This window comes from Eikenella corrodens (assembly GCF_900187105.1).
Taxonomy (GTDB): Bacteria; Pseudomonadota; Gammaproteobacteria; order Burkholderiales; family Neisseriaceae; genus Eikenella; species Eikenella corrodens.
Genome location: NZ_LT906482.1, coordinates 69,709 through 87,272, shown reverse-complemented (window position 1 = coordinate 87,272; position 17,564 = coordinate 69,709). Strand labels below are relative to the sequence as shown.

The window sequence follows — 17,564 nt, the reverse complement described above, 5'->3', positions numbered from 1 at the left end:
GCAATCGCAATCAAGCCGCAGGCGTTTTGTCTTGCTGGCCTTTGATGATGCTCATACCGGCGGAGACGAGACCGCCGATGTCGGCCACGTTGGCGGGCATAATCAGGGTGTTGCCTTCTTTAGCCAGTTTGGCGAAGGCGTCTACGTATTGTTCGGCCACTTTCAGATTAACGGCTTCGTTGCCACCGGGCTGGTTGATGGCGTCGGCCACCAGGCGGATGGCGTCGGCGCTGGCTTGCGCCACCAGTTTCAGGGCTTCGGCTTCGCCTTGGGCGCGGTTGATGCGGGCCACTTTTTCGCCTTGCGAGGCGTTGACGGCGGCTTGGGCTTCACCTTCGGATTTTTTGATTTCGGCTTCACGCTCGCCCGAAGCAAGGTTGATTTGCTCGATTTTTAGGCCTTCGGATTGGGCGATGCGGGCGCGTTTTTCGCGTTCGGCGGTGATTTGCGCCTGCATGGCACGCAGGATTTCCTGCGGCGGCACGAGATCTTTGATTTCGTAGCGCAATACTTTCACGCCCCAAGATACGGCGGCTTCGTCGAGCGAGGCGACCACGGTGCGGTTGATGTCGTCGCGCTCTTCAAAGGTTTTGTCCAGTTCCATGCGGCCGATGACGGAACGCAGGGTGGTTTGCGCGAGCTGGGTGATGGCGGTGATGTAGTTGCTGGAGCCGTAGGAGGCGAGTTTGGCGTCGGTTACTTGGAAGTAGATGATGCCGTCTACGGTGAGCTGGGTGTTGTCGCGGGTGATACACACCTGGCTGGGCACATCGAGCGGGATTTCTTTGAGCAGGTGCTTGTAGGCCACGCGGTCGAGGAAGGGGATGAGGAAGTTGAGGCCGGGGTTGAGCACGGCGTGGAAGCGGCCGAGCCGCTCCACCACATAGGCTTCCTGCTGCGGCACGACGGTGAAGGCTTTAAAGCCGAATACAACGATAACGGCAAATAGGATTGCCAGGGTAACGATATCCATCAGTTTTCCTCCAGAGGTTGCAAAATCAGGATGTTGCCGGATTTCCCGGCGATGCGGGCGGCTTGACCGGCCTGCGCGGGGAAGGGAGCTTCGGCCTGCCAATAGGTGCCGCGATATTGCACGAGCCACAGGCTGCCGGATTGGGGTTGGTGCAGCAGCACAGTGTTGCCGATGTCCAAATCGCCTTCGGCATCGGCGGCGTGGGTGCGGCGGTTGCGCCGGATGCGGTACACGGCGGCGATGCCGGCTGCGGAAAGCAGCACGGCCACCAGCAGCGATACGCCGCTGCCCGCACCGAGCCAGGCGGCCACGCCTGCACCGAGCAGGGCGATGCTGGCCACCAGCAGGTAGAACGTGCCGCTGAACATTTCGAGAACGAACAGGGCGGCTGCGGCGATAAACCAATACCAATAGTGCATGGGCGGCTCCTTTTTTGTGTGGGCGGGGCTTGAGCTTTGCTGAAACTCTGCTTGGGCTATACCAAGACATTGTTTAAGGTAGTTTCAGGTAGCCTTTAGCCCGCCGGATGAGGCTACCTGAAAACGGTCTGCCCAAAGTTTTATTGCATCTGGCCGGGTTTTAACTTTGTTGAAACAGAGGCGTTGGCTTTGCAGAAACGCTGATTCACTCGTTTCAGGTAGCCTCTGGATGGTAGGTGAGGCTACCTGAAAAGCTCAGTTGCACCGAAGTTAACATTGTGCAGGCAAATCCAGCCTATGCTTGTGTTTCCTGCAAACGGGGCAGTGCGGCAGTAAGGTCGATGCCGGCGGCGGCAGCGGTTTGCACCAGTTGGTGCGGGTCTGCGCCTTGGGCGGCCTGCCCCATGGCCCACAAGAAGCTGCTGCGGGTGCCGCTGCGGCAGTAGGCAAGGGCTGGCGCGGGATTGTCGGCCAGGTGTTTGGCAAACTGTGCGGCAGCGGCGACATCGATTTGCGGCATCAGCATGGGCTGGTGAATAACGTGCCGGATACCGGCTTCGGCCGCCCAATGGCGGATTTGCTCAAAGCTGGGCTGGCCGGGCTCTTCGCCGTCGGGGCGGTTGCAGATGATGGTTTGCACGCCTGCGGCAGCGGCGGCGAGAATGTCTTGGCGGCTGATTTGCGGAGAAACAAACAGGCCGGGAGCAATGGCGGGGAAGGGGGCTTGGTTTGACATGGTTTTCCTTGGTTTATGAGTGGCTGGTTTTGGCTCGGACGAGCTCGATGGATTCTTTGGCAGTGAGGTGGTCGATTTCTAAAACCATCACTTTCACATAATCAAAATGTTTGCCGATATAGGGCAGGAGGCCGTTTTGGTCGGGGGAATATTTGTGCCCCACGGCTTCGAGTGCAGCCTGTTTTTCGGCGGGGTCGGTAACGGTGCGTACTGTGCCGAACACGATGGCGCTGCGGAAATAGGTGGTAAATTCCTGCGGCACGATGTCGTTGAGATCGACCACGCAGAAGGAAACGTGGTTGTCGCGCGCGAGCAGCTCGTGTTTATGGCCTGCGGGCGCGCCGTGTAGGATGATTTTGCCTTCGTGGTAAACGTAGCTGATCGGCACGGCATAGGGATAGTCGTTGTCGCCGTGCAGCGCGAGTACGCCGGATTTGCCGCGCTGCAAAATGGCGATGGCTTCTTCATTGGATAGCTGCTGGTTTGCGTGTTTCATTTCTCTGAAAGACATGATTTTCTCCTCAGTTAAGTTTAGGCCGGCCGGTTTCAGGTAGCCTGTTGCCAATAGGGGAATGATACCAAAATCCGCGCCCGAATGCTGGCCCCAAAAGGCTTGGAGGCTACCTGAAAATAGAGCGGCGGCAGGGAGTGGCACTTGGTTTGCAGGCGGCGTGGGCGGCTATATAATGGCAGCTATTTCCCCTGTTTGCTTGCTAAGGAGTTTGCCATGCACAAACCGCCGTTTGCCCGCACTGTTTTGCTGGCCTTATTGTCTGTATCCGCCCTGCCCGCGCTGGCAGACAATGTCCAACGTGTTCATCAGGCCTGTTCGCGTTATTTGGACGAACAGCCGGATTATTATGAATCCCGAAATGCCCGCTTCAGCTTACGCGCCATGCCGCAGGCAGCGGTGAAGAGTGCTGCCCCCGCAGATTTGTCGGCCAATGCCGCACCAATGGCTGAGGCTGCTGTTGGCTCCGTGGCCACTCGCCAAATGGCTCCACCGCGCCAAAACACCGAGCGCTACGGCCATTATGAGCCCAACCCTGTGCATGCCGTGGCCGAGCAGCCCGTTTCCACCTTCAGCATTGATGTGGACACCGGCAGCTACGCCAACATCCGCCGCTTCCTCACCCAAACCGGCCGCCTGCCGCCCGCCGATGCCGTGCGCATTGAAGAAATCATCAACTATTTCGACTACGGCTACGCCAAGCCTACCGACGGCAAACCCTTCGCCGTGCACACCGAAACCGTGGATTCCCCCTTCCGCAGCGGCGCCAAGCTGATCCGCATCGGCATTCAGGCCAAAGAAGTGAGCCAGGCCGCGCTGCCGCCGGCCAACCTCGTGTTCCTGGTGGACGTGTCCGGCTCCATGTATAGCCGCGACAAACTGCCGATGGTGAAATACACCCTCTGCACCCTCGCGCACCAAACCCGCGCCCAAGACCGCATCACCCTTGTTACCTATGCCGACGGCAACAAAGTCGTGCTGCCGCCCACCCCGGGCAACCAGCGGCAGAAAATCCTCGCCGCGCTCGACAGCCTGAAGGCAGGCGGCTCCACCGCCGGTGAAAATGCCATCCAACAGGCCTACCAGGCTGCCCAGCGCGCCTATATCCGCAACGGCATCAACCGCATCCTGCTCGCCACCGACGGCGATTTCAACGTGGGCATCACCGATTTCAATACCCTGCGCAGCATGGTGGCCGAAAAACGCAAAAGTGGCATTTCTCTCACCACGCTCGGCTTCGGTAGCGGTAATTACAACGAACGGCTGATGGAACAGCTGGCCGATGCCGGCGACGGCAACTACAGCTACATCGACAGCCCAGAAGAAGCGCAGAAAGTGCTGCACCGCCAGCTCTCCTCCACGCTCGCCACCGTGGCGCAAGATGTGAAAATCCAAGTGGAATTCAACCCCGCCACCGTGAAGGAATACCGCCTGATCGGCTATGAAAACCGCATGCTTGCCCGCGAAGACTTCAACAACGACCAAGTGGATGCAGGCGACATCGGCGCCGGCCACAATGTTACCGCGCTGTATGAAATCATCCCCGCCGGGGAAACCGGCTGGCTGCCCGAAAGCCGCTACCAGGCCGCCCCCGCCGCCAACGATAAAGCCGGCAGCGAATACGCCTTCATCAACCTGCGCTACAAACTGCCCGGCCAAAGCAGCAGCATCCTCATCAACCGCCCCGTGGCCACGGGCAGCAAACCGCTCGCCCAAGGCAGCAACGCCACCCGCCAGGCCGTGGCCGCAGCTGCCTTCGGCGAACTCTTGCGCGGCGGCAAATACAGCGGCAACTTCGGCTGGCCGCAAACCCTCGAGCTGGCCCGCAACGCCCAATTCCCCGACCGCCACGGCCTGCGCCGCCAGTTTGTGCAGCTGATTGAGAAAGCGCAACAGCTCAGCAGCAAACCGCAATAAGGTTGCAGGTAGCCTTTATCTCCCTTAAAGGCTACCTGAAAATTAAAACTGGTAGGTTGAATACTCATGCCCTGCAAGCATGTTGTGGGGCGGTTTTCTGTTTGCCCCTATATTTTCAGGTAGCCCCTATCCCGAACAAACAAAGGAACTCCCATGCCCATTTCCCCCAGCATTTTCAAAGCCTACGACATCCGCGGTATCGTCGGCCAAACCCTCACCGAAGCGGCTGCCGAGCAAATCGGCCGCGCCATCGCTACGCGTGCCGCCCGGCAAGGCCTGCGGCAGATTACCGTGGGGCGCGACGGCCGGCTCAGCGGCCCGGCATTGCAGGCTGCGCTGATGCGCGGGCTCACCGCAGGCGGGCTGGAGGTGGCCGATGTGGGCATGGTGGCCACGCCCATGCTGTATTTCGCCGCCGTGCAGCATTGCTCCGGCAGCGGCGTGATGATTACCGGCAGCCACAACCCGCCCGATTACAACGGCTTCAAAATGATGCTTGGCGGCAATACCCTGGCCGGGGAAAGTATTCAAGAGTTGCGCGGCATCATTCAAGCGCAGGATTTTGTTTCAGGTAGCCCGCAAGGCAGCGTGCGCCGTTTGGATGTGGCAGACGAATATATTCAACACATCGCCGGCCATATCCGCCTGCAACGGCCGATGAAAATCGCCGTCGATGCCGGCAACGGCGTGGCCGGGGCGTTTGCCGGTCGGCTGTATCGTGCGCTGGGCTGCGAAGTGGAGGAGCTGTTTTGCGAAGTGGACGGCCATTTCCCCAACCACCATCCCGACCCCGCCAAGCCTGCCAATCTACAAGACCTTATCTGTGCCGTGCAGGCCGGCGCGGCTGAAGTCGGCCTTGCTTTCGACGGCGACGGCGACCGCCTCGGCGTGGTTACCCGCAGCGGCAGCATCATCTATCCCGACCGCCAACTGATGCTGTTTGCGCAAGATGTGCTCGGGCGCAACCCCGGCGCGAAAGTGATTTACGACGTGAAATCCACCCGTCTGCTGGCGCCGTGGATTAAGCAGCACGGAGGCGAACCGGTGATGAGCAAAACCGGCCACAGCTTCATCAAAGCCGCCATCAAGCAGCACGGCGCGCTTTTGGCGGGCGAAATGAGCGGGCATGTGTTTTTCAAAGAACGCTGGTTCGGCTTCGACGATGGCCTCTACGCTGGTGCGCGCCTGCTGGAAATCCTTTCAGCCAGCCCCAACCCCAGCGCTGTGCTGGAAGCCTTGCCGGAAGGCGTGTCCACCCCCGAATTGAATATCGCCCTGCCCGAAGACGCCGATGGGCACGCATTGATTGCCGATTTGGCGCAGGCCGCCCGGTTCGACGGCCTGCAAGAGCTGATTACCATCGACGGCCTGCGCGCCGAATTCGCCGACGGCTTCGGCCTGCTGCGCGCTTCCAACACCACGCCGGTGTTGGTGTTGCGCTTCGAGGGCGACAACCAGGCCGCGCTGGCGCGGATTCAGGCGCAGTTCAAAACCCTGGTGGAACAACACGGCGGCTTGCAGTGGCCGTTGTGAAACGAGCCGGATAAACCAAACCGCACCGTGGCAATACGGTGCGGTTTGGTTTTCAGGCGGCCTGATCGCTTTAGGAAAAGGCTGGGCAGGGTTTTCTGTATTCAATACTGGATTGTGCCGTTTGCGGTTTGCTGCACGGTGCTGCTGCCCGGGCTGTCGAACACGGGCTCGGGGCTGCCTGCTTTTTCATAGGCGGCGGCGCGTGCCATCGCGGGAACGGCCAGGGTTTGTTCGTTTTGCTGCAACGATACTTCCACCACGCGGTAGCCGCTGCCGCCCATGCTGCGGCTGAGGGTGTCGGCGCGTTTGCGGAAATTTTGCAGGGCTTCGATGGCGAGGCTTTCTTCAATTTGGCGGCGGCTTTCTGGCTTGAGTGAGAAGCCTATATCGTTGATGGTAGCTTCGCCGCTGCTTTCGGCAATCAGCTTGCCGATGGCTTGGAAATCGCTGCCGGAAACGCGCAAGATGGCGATGTCTTCCCAAGGGCGTGAGCCGTTGCGGTAGCTTTGGTAGGCGTGGCGGCCTTCCAGCTCCACTTCTGCGCCGGAGAGGCGGCGGGCGCGACTTTGCAGAATGTTTAAGCGGCGCGTGGTTTCGGCGGCAGCCTGGGCGGGATTGGCGTGGGTGGTGGAAACTTTCAGGCGTACGGTTATCCAATTGTTGGGCACGGTGCGGCTGGCGGTTTCGCTGAATTTGAGCAGGTTGTAGTTGAGCGGCTCGGCTAGGGCGGGAGCAAGGCTGAGGCCGGCCAGCAGGGCGGGCAGGAGGAGGGCGGTTTTTTTCATCAGCGTTTTCCTGTGGATTGGGATAGGGTGATTATAGGGAACGGCTATGCCGAAGGCTACCTGAAAACACTTCGGGTTTGCCTGCGCTAAGGTTTTCAGGTAGCCTTGCGCGCCATCTGATCGTGAAAAGGAAATGCCGTGATTACTGTGAACACTTTGCGCAAAATGAAGCGCGAGGGCGAGAAAATCGCCATGCTCACTTGCTACGAAGCCAGCTTTGCCGCGCTGATGGATGCGGCGGGGGTGGATATGCTGCTGGTGGGCGATTCGCTGGGCATGACGGTGCAGGGGCAGAAATCCACCCTGCCGGTGAGCCTGGCCGATATGTGCTACCACACGGCGGCAGTGGCGCGCGGCAGCAGCAATGCGCTGATCGTGAGCGATTTGCCGTTTGGCGCCTACCAGCAGAGCAAGGAGCAGGCTTTTGCCGCTGCGGCCGAATTGATGGCGGCAGGTGCGCATATGGTGAAGCTGGAAGGCGGCGCCTGGATGGCGGAAACCACCGAGTTTCTGCAGCTGCGCGGCATCCCGGTGTGCGCGCACATCGGGCTCACGCCGCAGTCGGTGCATGTGTTTGGCGGCTATAAGGTGCAGGGCAAGGGCGATGTGGCGGCGCAGGCATTGCTGAATGATGCGCTGGCGCACGAGAAGGCCGGCGCGGCAGTGGTGCTGATGGAGTGCGTCCCCGATGCTTTGGGCAAACAAATTACCGAAACGCTGGCCTGCCCCACCATCGGCATCGGCGCGGGCGTGGACTGCGACGGGCAAGTGCTGGTGATGCACGATATGCTCGGCGTGTTCCCCGGCCAAACGGCGAAGTTTGTGAAAAACTTCATGCATGGACAGGATAGCATTCAGGCGGCGGTGGCGGCTTATGTGCGCGAAGTGAAAGAGAAAACCTATCCTGCGCCGGAGCATACCTTTGCAGCTTGAGGCAGGCTAATAAAGTGAGGCTACCTGAAAACGCAGCGCCGCTTTTGCCAAGCTGAATTCGGATTGCCTTGCCATTGTTTTCAGGTAGCCTCGCGATTGAGCCAAAAGGCTACCTGAAAACCTTAGCCAAACCATTCCAATTTCTAATCAACAAAGAAGATAGAGCAACCATGCCGCACCGCACCCCCCGCCGGCAGAAAATCGCCCGGCTTGTGCACGACCACGGCTTTATGTCGGTGGAAGAGCTGGCGCGCAGCCTAAACGTGACCCCGCAAACCATCCGCCGCGACATCAACGTTTTGTGCGAACACAATATCCTGCGCCGCTACCACGGCGGCGCCGCGCCCGGCAGCAGCGTGCAAAACGAAGACTACGACACGCGCAAAAACAAGCTGCAAAGCGAAAAAGCCCACATTGCCGACCTGATTGCCGAGCACATTCCCGACAACGTTTCTCTGTTTATGAGCATCGGCACCACCATCGAAGCCGTGGCGCTGGCGCTGGTGAAAAACCATAAAAATCTCTGCATCATCACCAACAATATCCACGTTGCCTCCATCGTGTCCGGCCGGCCGGACTACACCGTCATCATCACCTCCGGCGTGGTGCGGCCGGTGGACGGCGGCATCACCGGCGTAGCCACCATCGATTTCATCAACCAATTCAAAGTGGATTACGCCATCCTTGGCGCCTCCGGCATCGAAGCCGACGGCTCGCTGCTCGATTTCGACTACAAAGAAGTGAGCGTGATGCAGGCCATGATGGCCAACGCCCGCCACTGCTACCTGGCCGTAGACCACAGCAAATTCGGCCGCAACGCCTTGGTGCGCATAGGCGACGTAACCGAATTTCACGCCCTGTTCACCGACAAGCCGCCCAGCGCCGGCCTGTGCAAGAAACTGGACGACGCGGGCGTGCGCTGGCATCTGGCGGCCAAAGAAGAGAAAGAGTAGGGCGGCAGGCTGCCTGAAAGAGGTTCGGCATCAATTTTCAGATAGCCTTTGATTAAGCCGATACGGCTCTGAATGCCAAGCTTGAATAAAGCGAAAATGCCGTGTGATGATTGAAAAAACGGTATTCATGCCGCAATAAACTGGCGGCTGCACCAGCTTTGCAGTATATTTTGCCTAAATTGATTTTGTTACGGAGAACACACCATGTCGATATTGAAAAGGCCGGAAGAAGTGATTATGGCGGTGCTGGGCGCGCTGTTTGTGGTGCTGACTTATGCGGCGGCATCCTATTTCGGCGCGCAGGGGCAAACCGCGCTACTGGTGGCGGCGCTCACGTTGATTGTGCTGCTGCCGGCGTTTTTGCTGTGGCAACACAACCGCGCGGCCTGGCTGTGGCCCTGCCTGCTCGGCCTGCTGGCCGCTTGCTGGTGGCCGTATTTCGATGCCCGCGGCGAACAATCGCTACCGGTGGGCTTGTTGCAGCAGGATGCCGCAGCTGCGGTTTCAGCCCTGCCTTGGTATGCGGGCTGGACGTTTAAGCTGATCTTCGCCGCGCTGCCGGTGCTGGCGGGGTATGGCTGGATGGTGTATCGGCGCTATTATCGGAAGAAAACACCGGTGTAAACATAGCAGGAATTGGAATAGGAAAAAGGCTACCTGAAGTTTTCAGGTAGCCTTTGCTGATGCTGGCAAGCTTATTTCAGCGGCTGCATATTCATCACTTCCATCAGGAAGTTGGTGAACGCGGGGTTAGCCGGGCGGTTTTGCATATTGGGCCAACGTTGCTGCCAGCCTTGCAGCGCGTTGCGCACGAAGATTTTAGATTGTTCGGGCGTAATACGGCCTTGTTGGCTTTGTACGGCAGAGCGCAGGTAGACTTCATACATGCTGTCGTCCACGCTGTTGCGGCCAACCAAGTTGATGCGGAAGCGGTTGAGCTGCTGCGCGGCCTGGGTTTTGGTCATGCGGCCTTTGTTTACTTCGTAGCCCAAACGGGTGGCTTCATTACGGATTTTAGCCACATCGCCCCAGTGGCTGGCAGCTAGGGTGTAGCGGGGTGAGGCCTGTGTGTTTTGGCGTGTGTTGTTGGGGGAAGAAATGAGGTTACAGCCGCCGAGCAGGCCGGCAACGAGGAGGATGGGGATATATTTTTTCATGTTTTGACTTAAGGTAACAGTTCCATTAATGCGGTTAACTATAGGGAAAATCGAGCGTCGGGGCAAGTTTTTGGCGGTTTCCCGACAAATTTACAACACGCTGGCAGATTAGAGATGCAAGAAAAGCCGCATGGCTGCGGCTTTTGGCGTTGGATTGCCTTAGGAGGCGAGGTCTTCAAACAGCGGGGTGGAAAGATAGCGTTCGCCGTTGGAAGGCAGCACCACTACGATGAGTTTGTCTTTGTTTTCCGGTTTTTTCGCCAGCTCCAAGGCAGCCCAGATGGCGGCGCCGGAAGAGATGCCCACCAAGAGGCCTTCTTTGGCGGCGGCATCGCGGGCGGTATCGAAGGCGGCTTGGTTGGCCACGGTAATCACGCCGTCGTAGATTTCGGTATTCAGGGTTTGCGGCACGAAGCCTGCGCCCAAGCCCTGAATCGGGTGCGGGCCTTTTTCGCCGCCGCTCAATACGGGGGAGGCGGCGGGCTCAACTGCATAGGCCTGCAGTGAGGGTTTGTGTTTTTTCAGCACTTCGCCCACGCCGGTGAGCGTGCCACCGGTGCCCACGCCAGAAACGAAAATATCAACTTGGCCGTCGGTGTCGCGCCAAATTTCTTCGGCGGTGGTGCGGCGGTGGATTTCGGGGTTGGCGGGGTTGTCGAACTGGCGCGGCATAAAGTATTGGCCGGGGTGGGCGTCTACCAGCGCCTGGGCACGGGCGATGGCGCCGGGCATGCCTTCTGCGCCGGGGGTGAGGATGAGTTCGGCACCGTAGGCACGCAGCAGCATCTTGCGTTCTTTACTCATGGTTTCCGGCATGGTGATGACCAGTTTATAGCCCAAGGCGGCGCAAACCATAGCTAGGCCGATACCGGTGTTGCCGCTGGTGGCTTCCACAATAATAGTGTCGGGTTTGATTTGGCCGGCTGCTTCGGCGGCGCGGATCATGGAGATAGCGATGCGGTCTTTCACGCTGCTGCCGGGGTTGAAGTATTCCAGCTTGGCGGCTACTTTGCCGGGCAGGCCTTCGGTGAGGCGGTTGAGGTAAACCAGCGGGGTGTTGCCGATTAAATCAACGATGTTGTTGGCGATATTGCTCATTAGGTGCTCCTGTGAAGTGTGAATTGGATACGGTGCGCATGATAATGGCAAAGCCGCAGGCAAACAAATAATTTGTTTTTGTATCTTTATATTAAAAAGGCATATGCAATGGCGGTATTTCGCATGAAGTTTGGATAAATCATGAGACAAACCCGCCGGAAATCTTTAAAATACGCCGTTTCCCAGCAGTAGATTAACCCTAAAGTGACACACCCATGACCTACGCCAAAATCCTCGGCACCGGCAGCTACCTGCCGGCCAAAACACTCAGCAACCACGACCTAGCCAAAATCGTAGATACTTCAGACGAGTGGATTACCACCCGTACCGGCATCAAAACCCGCCATATCGCCGCCGACAACGAAAAATGCAGCGACTTGGCTGTAGCCGCCGCACAAAACGCGCTGGAAGCCGCAGGGGTGGATGCAGCCGAAATTGATTTGATTGTCGTGGCCACTTCCACTCCCGATATGCAGTTCCCCGCCACTGCCACCATCGTGCAGCAGAAGCTCGGTATCAGCGGCTGCCCCGCGTTCGACGTGCAGGCCGTGTGTGCCGGCTTTATGTATGCCATCACCACCGCCAATGCCTACATTAAAAGCGGTATGGCCAAAAAAGCTTTGGTCATCGGCGCCGATGTGTTCAGCCGCATCATGGACTGGACCGACCGCCGCACCTGCGTGCTGTTCGGCGACGGCGCCGGCGCCGTGGTGCTCGGCGCATCCGACGAGCCAGGCATCCTGCACAGCAAACTCTTGGCCGACGGCAACTACGGCTATTTGCTGCAAACCCCCGGTCAGATTGCTAACGGCGCTGTTTGCGGCACACCGTTTTTACAGATGGACGGCCCCGGCGTATTCAAATTCGCCGTGAAAGCGCTGGCCAAAGTGGCCGAAGACGTGATTGCCGAAGCCGGCCTTACCCCCGATCAAGTCGATTGGCTGGTGCCGCACCAGGCTAACTACCGCATTCTGGAAAGCACCGCCAAACACCTCAAGCTCGGCATGGAAAAAGTGGTGCTTACCGTGCAGGATCACGGCAACACCTCCGCCGCCTCCATCCCCCTCGCCCTCGACTGGGGTGTGCGCCAAGGCAGCATTCAACGCGGCCATACCCTGCTTTTAGAAGGTATCGGCGGCGGCTTTGCCTGGGGCGCGGTGTTGGTGAAATATTAGGCTTGCAGCTGCCTGAGAGGCACTAAGAAAGGCTACCTGAAAGTTTCAGGTAGCCTTTTGGTTTCCAAACAACGCTTCCACAGGCTGTCTGAGTATGAAGTGCGACGCTATAGATGCGTCGGCAGACAAGGCCGTGCGGCTTTGTAGTAAAATCTGCCGTTTTGTTTTCAGGTAGCCTTACCATGATGAAGATCCTGCGCTCGCCCGTTTCCCTGTTTGCGCTCAATATTGTGCTTACGCTGTATTTGTTTGCATTAAACCTGTTTTCCAATCATGGAATGGTGGAAATTCAAGCAGCAGTGTGGCCAGCATTGGTGCTGCTTGCGCTGGGTTGGCTGCTGGCGTTGGTACACCGCTGGCCATTCAAATTATTTTGGACGTTGAACCTGCTGGCGGGTTCGGTGGCGGTGTTTGCCAAAAGCCAATACCGCATCTTGATTACTGAAGATATTTTGCTCAGCGCGCTCATTAGTGAAAATGATTTGACGGCAGAAATGATTTCAGTAAAGTCGGTGTGTTTTGTGCTGGTGTTCGGCTTGTTGCCGGTACTGCTGTTGTGGCGGCAGCGTATTCGGCAGGTGGGCTGGCGCCGGCACCTGGCCTGCTGCGGCCTGGCTTCGCTTGCAGCGCTGTTGGCGGTGTTCGGCCTGTTTCAATATAAGGGCTACCACTTCCGCGGCAAAGGCAGCATCCGCGACAGCCGATTTATGGGCGATGTGCTGCGCTTTTCTCCTTTGGATGTGTATTACAACGGCCAGCGGGCGCGCAAATCTGTTCGGGATATGAAGCGCAATTATGCCGGAGTGGAACGGATGCCGCAGAAATACCGTTATCTCGACCAAAAAGACGATTTGCTGGTGGTGTTCGTGATTGGCGAAAGTACGCGTGGCGACCGTTTTTCGCTTAACGGCTACCCGCGCAACACCAATCCGCAGCTTGCCGCCATTCCCAATCTCTACAGCTTCAAAAATGCCCAATCTTGCGACACGCTGACTGTAAATTCGCTTAATTGCCTTTCTTCACCCATGTTGAAAAGCAGCCCCGACCGCACCCCGCGCCAATCCTCGTTTGGCGAGGTGTTCCGCTCATTGGGCTATCGTAGCGAAATCTATTCGCTGCAAACCCTGTCCGGTTTTTACAGTTATATGGGCTACGACAGGCTGGTGAGCAAATACCAAATTGTGGCCGAGCAGCAATCCGGTGCCTGGGATGCGGCGCTGTTGCCTTATATGCGGCAATCGGTGGCGCAGTATCGCGGCGGCAAGATGCTGTTGGTGCTGCACACTTTGGGTTCGCATCAAACTTATGCCGACCGCATCCCGCCGCACCACCGCGTGTTCACTCCATATTGCACCAACCCCGATGTATCGCATTGCAGCAAGGCCGAATTAGACAATGCCTACGACAACACGGTGCTGGGTGTGGACGAACTGCTGGCGGAAACCATTAAATCGCTGTCCGATAAGCGGGCGCTGCTGATTTACGTGTCCGACCATGGCGAATCGCTGGGCGAAAATGGCGATTATTTCCACGGCAAGCCAGTGAATATCGCGCCCAAGGAGCAGTTCTCCATCCCGTTTGTAGTGTGGTTTTCCGAAAGCTATCGGCAAAGCCCCGAGGGCAAAGTGCTGGCCGAACGGGTGGCACAAGCTGTTAAGGAGGGGCGAGCGGTTTCGCACGACAATATCTTCCACACTGTTTTAGGCTGCGCCGGCATCACCTCGCCAGATGGCGGCATCGATCCGCATCTGGATATTTGTGCTGCCGATACCGGTAACTAATTTCAACTTTTTGCCCGCAGCGATTAAGGCTACCTGAAAACGGATTTTCAGGTAGCCTTTATGTATTTTGAAGAAATTCATGTGTTCGCTATAATCGGTTATCCCAGAGCCTAACCGGAGGAATTACCATGAAAGTCAGCACTTCCGCCATCCAAAATGGCGCATTCGCCGACCGCTTCGGCAAACGTGGCAGCCAATTCAGCCCCAATGGCATGCCTACTTATTCCATCCCGTTTGAAATCAGCGATGCCCCGCCCGAAACCCAATCTTTCGCCGTGGTGTTGGAAGATAAAGATGCGATTACCGCCAGCGGCTTCGTGTGGGTGCACTGGCTGATTGCCGACCTCACCCGCACTTCCGTGCCGGAAAACGACAGCCAAACGGCTCAAGATTATGTGCAGGGCGCCAACAGCTGGGCCAGCGTGTTGGGGCAGCTCGATTTGGAAGAAGCCTCCGCTTATGGCGGCATGGCACCGCCCAACTGCCGCCACCGCTATGAATTGTTTGTGTATGCGCTCGACACCAAGCTCAACCTGCCGCAAGGTTTCCGCTACAACGACCTGCACTTCGCCATGCGCGGACATATCCTAGCCGAAGCTTATGCAGTGGGCACTTATGATGTGTGAAATGATGCGGTGAACAAAGGCTACCTGAAAACGCAACGCCGTTGCTGCGCAGCTAAAAGTTTCAGGTAGCCTTTTGTATGCCTGTGTGTAGGGAAAGAGTGTTCCTACCGGTTTCAGGTAGCCTCCCAACGGCATGGCAGGCTACCTGAAAACTATATGGCGGATTGACTTGGCTTGGGTTGTAGCATTGTCTTGCCTTCCCTTTTGCCGGAGTGGTTTTGAGCCAGCAGGATTTTCATATTTTCAGGTAGCCCAAGCGATGCGGACGCACAGGCTCTCGGGTATAATCCAGTCCGTTTTGCCGACTGAATTTTTCGAGGAGGAGACATGTTCCAATCTTTTAAAACCGCAGTGGCGGGGGCGCAGATTTTGTTTGTGGCCTTCGGCGCAATGGTGCTGGTGCCGCTGCTCACAGGGTTGAACCCGGCGATGGCGCTGTTGGGCGCGGGCATCGGTACGCTGCTGTTTCAGGCGCTGACCGGCCGCAAGGTGCCGATTTTTCTGGGTTCGTCGTTTGCGTTTATCGCGCCGATTATCTATGCCATGCAGGAATGGGGCATGGGCGGCACGATGTTCGGGCTGTTTGCGGCGGGCTTTATGTATTTTGTGTTTGCCGCGTTGATTAAGTATTTCGGGCTGCCGATGGTTAGCCGATTGCTGCCGCCGGTTGTGATCGGGCCGGTGATTATGGTGATCGGGCTTTCGGTGGCGGTGGTGGCCAGCAGCATGGCGATGGGCCAGGCCGGCGGCAATCAGGTGCTGGATTACACCCATTCGCTGTTGCTTTCCGGCTTTACCTTTGCGGTAACCGTGATGGTGGCGGTGTTCGGCAGCAAGATGATGAAGCTGGTGCCGATTTTAATCGGGGTGGCGGCCGGCTATTTGATGGCCTTAGCCATGGGTATGGTGGATACCGCGCCGATTGCGGCCGCGCCGTGGTTTGCCGTGCCGCATTTTCATTCTCCGCAGGTGAATTGGCAGGCCGCGCTGTTTATGCTGCCGGTGGCGATTGCGCCGGCGATTGAGCATATCGGCGGCATCATGGCTATCGGCAAGGTAACCGGCAAGGATTATGCCGCCGAGCCGGGGCTGCACAGAACGCTGGCCGGCGACGGCCTGGGCGTGTGCGTGGCCGGCCTGATCGGCGGCCCGCCGGTAACCACTTACGGCGAGGTAACGGGCGCGGTGATGCTCACCAAAAACAGCAATCCGGCCATCATGACTTGGGCGGCCATCTTCGCCATCTGCATGGCGTTTTTCGGCAAATTCAATGCTTTTCTGGCCTCGATTCCGCTGCCGGTGATGGGCGGGGTGATGATTCTGCTGTTCGGCACGATTGCTTCGCTGGGGCTGAAAACGCTGATCGACGCGCAGGTAAACCTGATGCAGCCGAAAAACTTGGTAATTGTGAGCTCGGTGCTCACCGTGGGCGTGGGCGGTATGGAAATGAAGCTGGGCAGTTTCAGCTTCGCCGGCGTGGGCTTGTGCGCGCTGCTGGCGATTCTCCTGAGCCTGCTCTTGCCCGATGTGCGGCACGACGATTAACCCGTTTGAGGCTACCTGAAAACGGAGCTTCCGAAGGAAGCGGAGTTTCTGCAAAGCTAAAACGCCGCTTCCATAAGCTCAAACTTTCAGGTAGCCTGCCAACCAATCCAAACAACAATGAATAAGAAACAAAACAAATGGCTGTGGCTCTTGGTGTTGCTCGGTATCGCCGCCTATTTCCACTTTGCCGAACAGCCAAAATCCAAGCCGGAGCAGGGCGCGGCACGGCCGCAAACCGCCGTAGTCGAGCAGGCGCGTGTACCACACCGAAACGCTACCCAACCCCCTGCCAAGACGGCAGCAGATGGTGCTGAACTGATTGCACAAGCCTTTGCCGAGCAGCGCAGCGATGTGCAGGTGAGCGGCAGCGGCAAAGTGCACCGCACTCTGCCCGACGACACTCAAGGCTCGCGCCACCAGCGTTTCATCATGAAACTCTCCAACGGCCAAACCGTATTGGTGGCACACAATATCGACCTTGCACCGCGTATTCCGCGTTTGCAGCGCGGCGACACGGTGGGCTTTTCCGGCGAATACGAATACAACGCCCAAGGCGGCGTGATCCACTGGACGCACCACGACCCGGCCGGCCGCCATACAGATGGCTGGTTGGAGCACAATGGGCAGCGCTATCAGTAGCAGCATTTTAGAGCTGAAATAATGATTTCTTCATACCAGCGGCAAGCCGCAGACAGCACAAGCAGTACGGCAAGGCGAGCCAACGCAGTAGGAAGATGAAGTATTTCAGCTATAGGCTACCTGAAAACAATGGGAGGCAAGCTTTCAGATGGCCCCATAAGCAAACCGTCAGACTAATTAGAAAGGAAAAATCATGCGGGATTTTCGTAAATCAAATTTCAATAGTCAGATAGGTGAAGAGATCAAACAAGTTTTCCGTTCTGCTGTGTTGGAAGACGAAGTGTGTGATGAAGACGGCATCAATGTAGAGCTGGCCGCACCGTGGCGGCGGGTAGCGGCTGTGGCATTGAACCTATTGATGATGCTGGTGATTACAGTCGGTATCGGCTTCATTGTCGGCCTAATCGGCAGCCTGTTGGGCCGCAATTTCGGCAATCCTGCGCTTATCGGCTACGGCACGATGCTTGCCTATGTAGTCGGGCAGGCCATGCTGATGGCCAATAGCGGGCAAAGCCTGGGCAAACGCATTATGGGCATCCGCGTGATTAGCGAAGACGGCAGCGAGCCCAGCCTGGTGCAATACCTTCTGTTGCGCGAAGCCGCCATTCTGCTGCCGCTGGCCATCTTACTGAAATTCCTCCCGCTTATCGGCGGCATGCTCTCCTTGGTGGTGGCCGCGGCCTGCATCCTGATGATGTTTATGGAAGACGGCAACCGCCGAACCGGGCAGGATATGCTGGCCAAAACCTTGGTTATCCGCGATTAAGCGCCAAAGGCTACCTG

18 protein-coding genes are annotated in these 17,564 nt (G+C 57.7%); 11 read left to right on the top strand and 7 right to left on the bottom strand.

Annotated features, from left to right (window positions below; translation table 11 throughout):
* Positions 1–10: 10 nt before the first annotated feature.
* The 4 genes from CKV94_RS00425 to CKV94_RS00410 all read right to left on the bottom strand — a co-directional run bounded on the left by CKV94_RS00425 (position 11) and on the right by CKV94_RS00410 (position 2,639).
* On the bottom strand, positions 11–973 hold the full coding sequence (locus tag CKV94_RS00425) for an SPFH domain-containing protein (protein WP_003822981.1): 963 nt from the start codon (positions 971–973) through the stop codon (positions 11–13).
* Positions 973–1,392: an NfeD family protein gene (locus tag CKV94_RS00420; RefSeq protein ID WP_003822979.1), complete on the bottom strand. Its 420-nt coding sequence runs from the start codon at positions 1,390–1,392 to the stop codon at positions 973–975. The genes CKV94_RS00425 and CKV94_RS00420 overlap by 1 nt, the downstream gene beginning before the upstream one ends.
* A 295-nt stretch (positions 1,393–1,687) precedes the next feature.
* Positions 1,688–2,128: a TIGR01244 family sulfur transferase gene (locus CKV94_RS00415; protein ID WP_003822977.1), complete on the bottom strand. Its 441-nt coding sequence runs from the start codon at positions 2,126–2,128 to the stop codon at positions 1,688–1,690.
* Positions 2,129–2,141: 13 nt separating this feature from the next.
* A complete protein-coding gene (locus tag CKV94_RS00410) occupies positions 2,142–2,639 on the bottom strand; it encodes a pyridoxamine 5'-phosphate oxidase family protein (RefSeq protein ID WP_035580109.1) in 498 nt (165 codons plus the stop codon).
* A 384-nt stretch (positions 2,640–3,023) separates the two neighbouring features.
* On the opposite strand from CKV94_RS00410, the gene CKV94_RS00405 reads away from it, so the two are divergent.
* A complete protein-coding gene (locus tag CKV94_RS00405) occupies positions 3,024–4,556 on the top strand; it encodes a vWA domain-containing protein (protein WP_223417338.1) in 1,533 nt (510 codons plus the stop codon).
* A 153-nt stretch (positions 4,557–4,709) separates the two neighbouring features.
* The gene (locus CKV94_RS00400) at positions 4,710–6,089 is read left to right on the top strand and encodes a phosphomannomutase/phosphoglucomutase (RefSeq protein WP_003822974.1); all 1,380 of its coding nucleotides are present in this window, start codon (positions 4,710–4,712) and stop codon (positions 6,087–6,089) included.
* 101 nt (positions 6,090–6,190) lie between these two features.
* On the opposite strand, the gene CKV94_RS00395 is transcribed toward CKV94_RS00400, so the two are convergent.
* Positions 6,191–6,874 (bottom strand): SIMPL domain-containing protein, encoded by a 684-nt coding sequence (locus CKV94_RS00395; protein WP_003822973.1) that lies wholly within the window; start codon positions 6,872–6,874, stop codon positions 6,191–6,193.
* A gap of 138 nt (positions 6,875–7,012) precedes the next feature.
* Between CKV94_RS00395 and panB the strand changes: the two genes are divergently transcribed.
* The 3 genes from panB to CKV94_RS00380 all read left to right on the top strand — a co-directional run bounded on the left by panB (position 7,013) and on the right by CKV94_RS00380 (position 9,384).
* Positions 7,013–7,807 (top strand): 3-methyl-2-oxobutanoate hydroxymethyltransferase, encoded by a 795-nt coding sequence (gene panB / locus CKV94_RS00390; protein ID WP_035580107.1) that lies wholly within the window; start codon positions 7,013–7,015, stop codon positions 7,805–7,807.
* 170 nt (positions 7,808–7,977) lie between these two features.
* Positions 7,978–8,760, top strand: a complete 783-nt coding sequence (locus CKV94_RS00385; protein ID WP_035580104.1) for a DeoR/GlpR family DNA-binding transcription regulator — start codon at positions 7,978–7,980, stop codon at positions 8,758–8,760.
* Between the two features lie 204 nt (positions 8,761–8,964).
* On the top strand, positions 8,965–9,384 hold the full coding sequence (locus CKV94_RS00380) for a hypothetical protein (RefSeq protein WP_003822969.1): 420 nt from the start codon (positions 8,965–8,967) through the stop codon (positions 9,382–9,384).
* 71 nt (positions 9,385–9,455) lie between these two features.
* On the opposite strand, the gene CKV94_RS00375 is transcribed toward CKV94_RS00380, so the two are convergent.
* The gene (locus CKV94_RS00375; protein ID WP_003822968.1) at positions 9,456–9,917 is read right to left on the bottom strand and encodes a hypothetical protein; all 462 of its coding nucleotides are present in this window, start codon (positions 9,915–9,917) and stop codon (positions 9,456–9,458) included.
* A 159-nt stretch (positions 9,918–10,076) separates the two neighbouring features.
* Positions 10,077–11,015 (bottom strand): cysteine synthase A, encoded by a 939-nt coding sequence (gene cysK, locus CKV94_RS00370; protein WP_003822967.1) that lies wholly within the window; start codon positions 11,013–11,015, stop codon positions 10,077–10,079.
* Positions 11,016–11,230: 215 nt separating this feature from the next.
* Between cysK and CKV94_RS00365 the strand changes: the two genes are divergently transcribed.
* The 6 genes from CKV94_RS00365 to CKV94_RS00340 all read left to right on the top strand — a co-directional run bounded on the left by CKV94_RS00365 (position 11,231) and on the right by CKV94_RS00340 (position 17,547).
* Entirely contained in the window at positions 11,231–12,190 is a 960-nt protein-coding gene (locus tag CKV94_RS00365; RefSeq protein WP_003822966.1) for a beta-ketoacyl-ACP synthase III, read from the top strand.
* A gap of 182 nt (positions 12,191–12,372) precedes the next feature.
* Complete coding sequence (locus CKV94_RS00360; protein ID WP_003822963.1) at positions 12,373–13,971, top strand: phosphoethanolamine transferase; 1,599 nt, start codon at positions 12,373–12,375, stop codon at positions 13,969–13,971.
* Between the two features lie 128 nt (positions 13,972–14,099).
* Positions 14,100–14,597, top strand: a complete 498-nt coding sequence (locus tag CKV94_RS00355; RefSeq protein ID WP_003822962.1) for a YbhB/YbcL family Raf kinase inhibitor-like protein — start codon at positions 14,100–14,102, stop codon at positions 14,595–14,597.
* Positions 14,598–14,924: 327 nt separating this feature from the next.
* Positions 14,925–16,142 (top strand): uracil-xanthine permease family protein, encoded by a 1,218-nt coding sequence (locus CKV94_RS00350; RefSeq protein ID WP_003822960.1) that lies wholly within the window; start codon positions 14,925–14,927, stop codon positions 16,140–16,142.
* A 117-nt stretch (positions 16,143–16,259) separates the two neighbouring features.
* Positions 16,260–16,781 carry a DUF3465 domain-containing protein gene (locus CKV94_RS00345; protein WP_003822958.1) on the top strand — a complete coding sequence of 174 codons (522 nt, stop codon included), beginning with the start codon at positions 16,260–16,262 and terminating at the stop codon, positions 16,779–16,781.
* A gap of 193 nt (positions 16,782–16,974) precedes the next feature.
* The gene (locus tag CKV94_RS00340; protein WP_003822957.1) at positions 16,975–17,547 is read left to right on the top strand and encodes an RDD family protein; all 573 of its coding nucleotides are present in this window, start codon (positions 16,975–16,977) and stop codon (positions 17,545–17,547) included.
* The last annotated feature ends 17 nt before the right edge of the window (positions 17,548–17,564 follow it).

Bases quoted from the DNA above. Each gene is read 5' to 3' on its own strand.
- CKV94_RS00425 (WP_003822981.1), bottom strand. From the start codon at position 973: ATGGATATCGTTACCCTGGCAATCCTATTTGCCGTTATCGTTGTATTC.
- CKV94_RS00420 (WP_003822979.1), bottom strand. From the start codon at position 1,392: ATGCACTATTGGTATTGGTTTATCGCCGCAGCCGCCCTGTTCGTTCTC.
- CKV94_RS00415 (WP_003822977.1), bottom strand. From the start codon at position 2,128: ATGTCAAACCAAGCCCCCTTCCCCGCCATTGCTCCCGGCCTGTTTGTT.
- CKV94_RS00410 (WP_035580109.1), bottom strand. From the start codon at position 2,639: ATGTCTTTCAGAGAAATGAAACACGCAAACCAGCAGCTATCCAATGAA.
- CKV94_RS00405 (WP_223417338.1), top strand. From the start codon at position 3,024: ATGCCGCAGGCAGCGGTGAAGAGTGCTGCCCCCGCAGATTTGTCGGCC.
- CKV94_RS00400 (WP_003822974.1), top strand. From the start codon at position 4,710: ATGCCCATTTCCCCCAGCATTTTCAAAGCCTACGACATCCGCGGTATC.
- CKV94_RS00395 (WP_003822973.1), bottom strand. From the start codon at position 6,874: ATGAAAAAAACCGCCCTCCTCCTGCCCGCCCTGCTGGCCGGCCTCAGC.
- CKV94_RS00385 (WP_035580104.1), top strand. From the start codon at position 7,978: ATGCCGCACCGCACCCCCCGCCGGCAGAAAATCGCCCGGCTTGTGCAC.
- CKV94_RS00380 (WP_003822969.1), top strand. From the start codon at position 8,965: ATGTCGATATTGAAAAGGCCGGAAGAAGTGATTATGGCGGTGCTGGGC.
- CKV94_RS00375 (WP_003822968.1), bottom strand. From the start codon at position 9,917: ATGAAAAAATATATCCCCATCCTCCTCGTTGCCGGCCTGCTCGGCGGC.
- cysK (WP_003822967.1), bottom strand. From the start codon at position 11,015: ATGAGCAATATCGCCAACAACATCGTTGATTTAATCGGCAACACCCCG.
- CKV94_RS00365 (WP_003822966.1), top strand. From the start codon at position 11,231: ATGACCTACGCCAAAATCCTCGGCACCGGCAGCTACCTGCCGGCCAAA.
- CKV94_RS00360 (WP_003822963.1), top strand. From the start codon at position 12,373: ATGATGAAGATCCTGCGCTCGCCCGTTTCCCTGTTTGCGCTCAATATT.
- CKV94_RS00355 (WP_003822962.1), top strand. From the start codon at position 14,100: ATGAAAGTCAGCACTTCCGCCATCCAAAATGGCGCATTCGCCGACCGC.
- CKV94_RS00350 (WP_003822960.1), top strand. From the start codon at position 14,925: ATGTTCCAATCTTTTAAAACCGCAGTGGCGGGGGCGCAGATTTTGTTT.
- CKV94_RS00345 (WP_003822958.1), top strand. From the start codon at position 16,260: ATGAATAAGAAACAAAACAAATGGCTGTGGCTCTTGGTGTTGCTCGGT.
- CKV94_RS00340 (WP_003822957.1), top strand. From the start codon at position 16,975: ATGCGGGATTTTCGTAAATCAAATTTCAATAGTCAGATAGGTGAAGAG.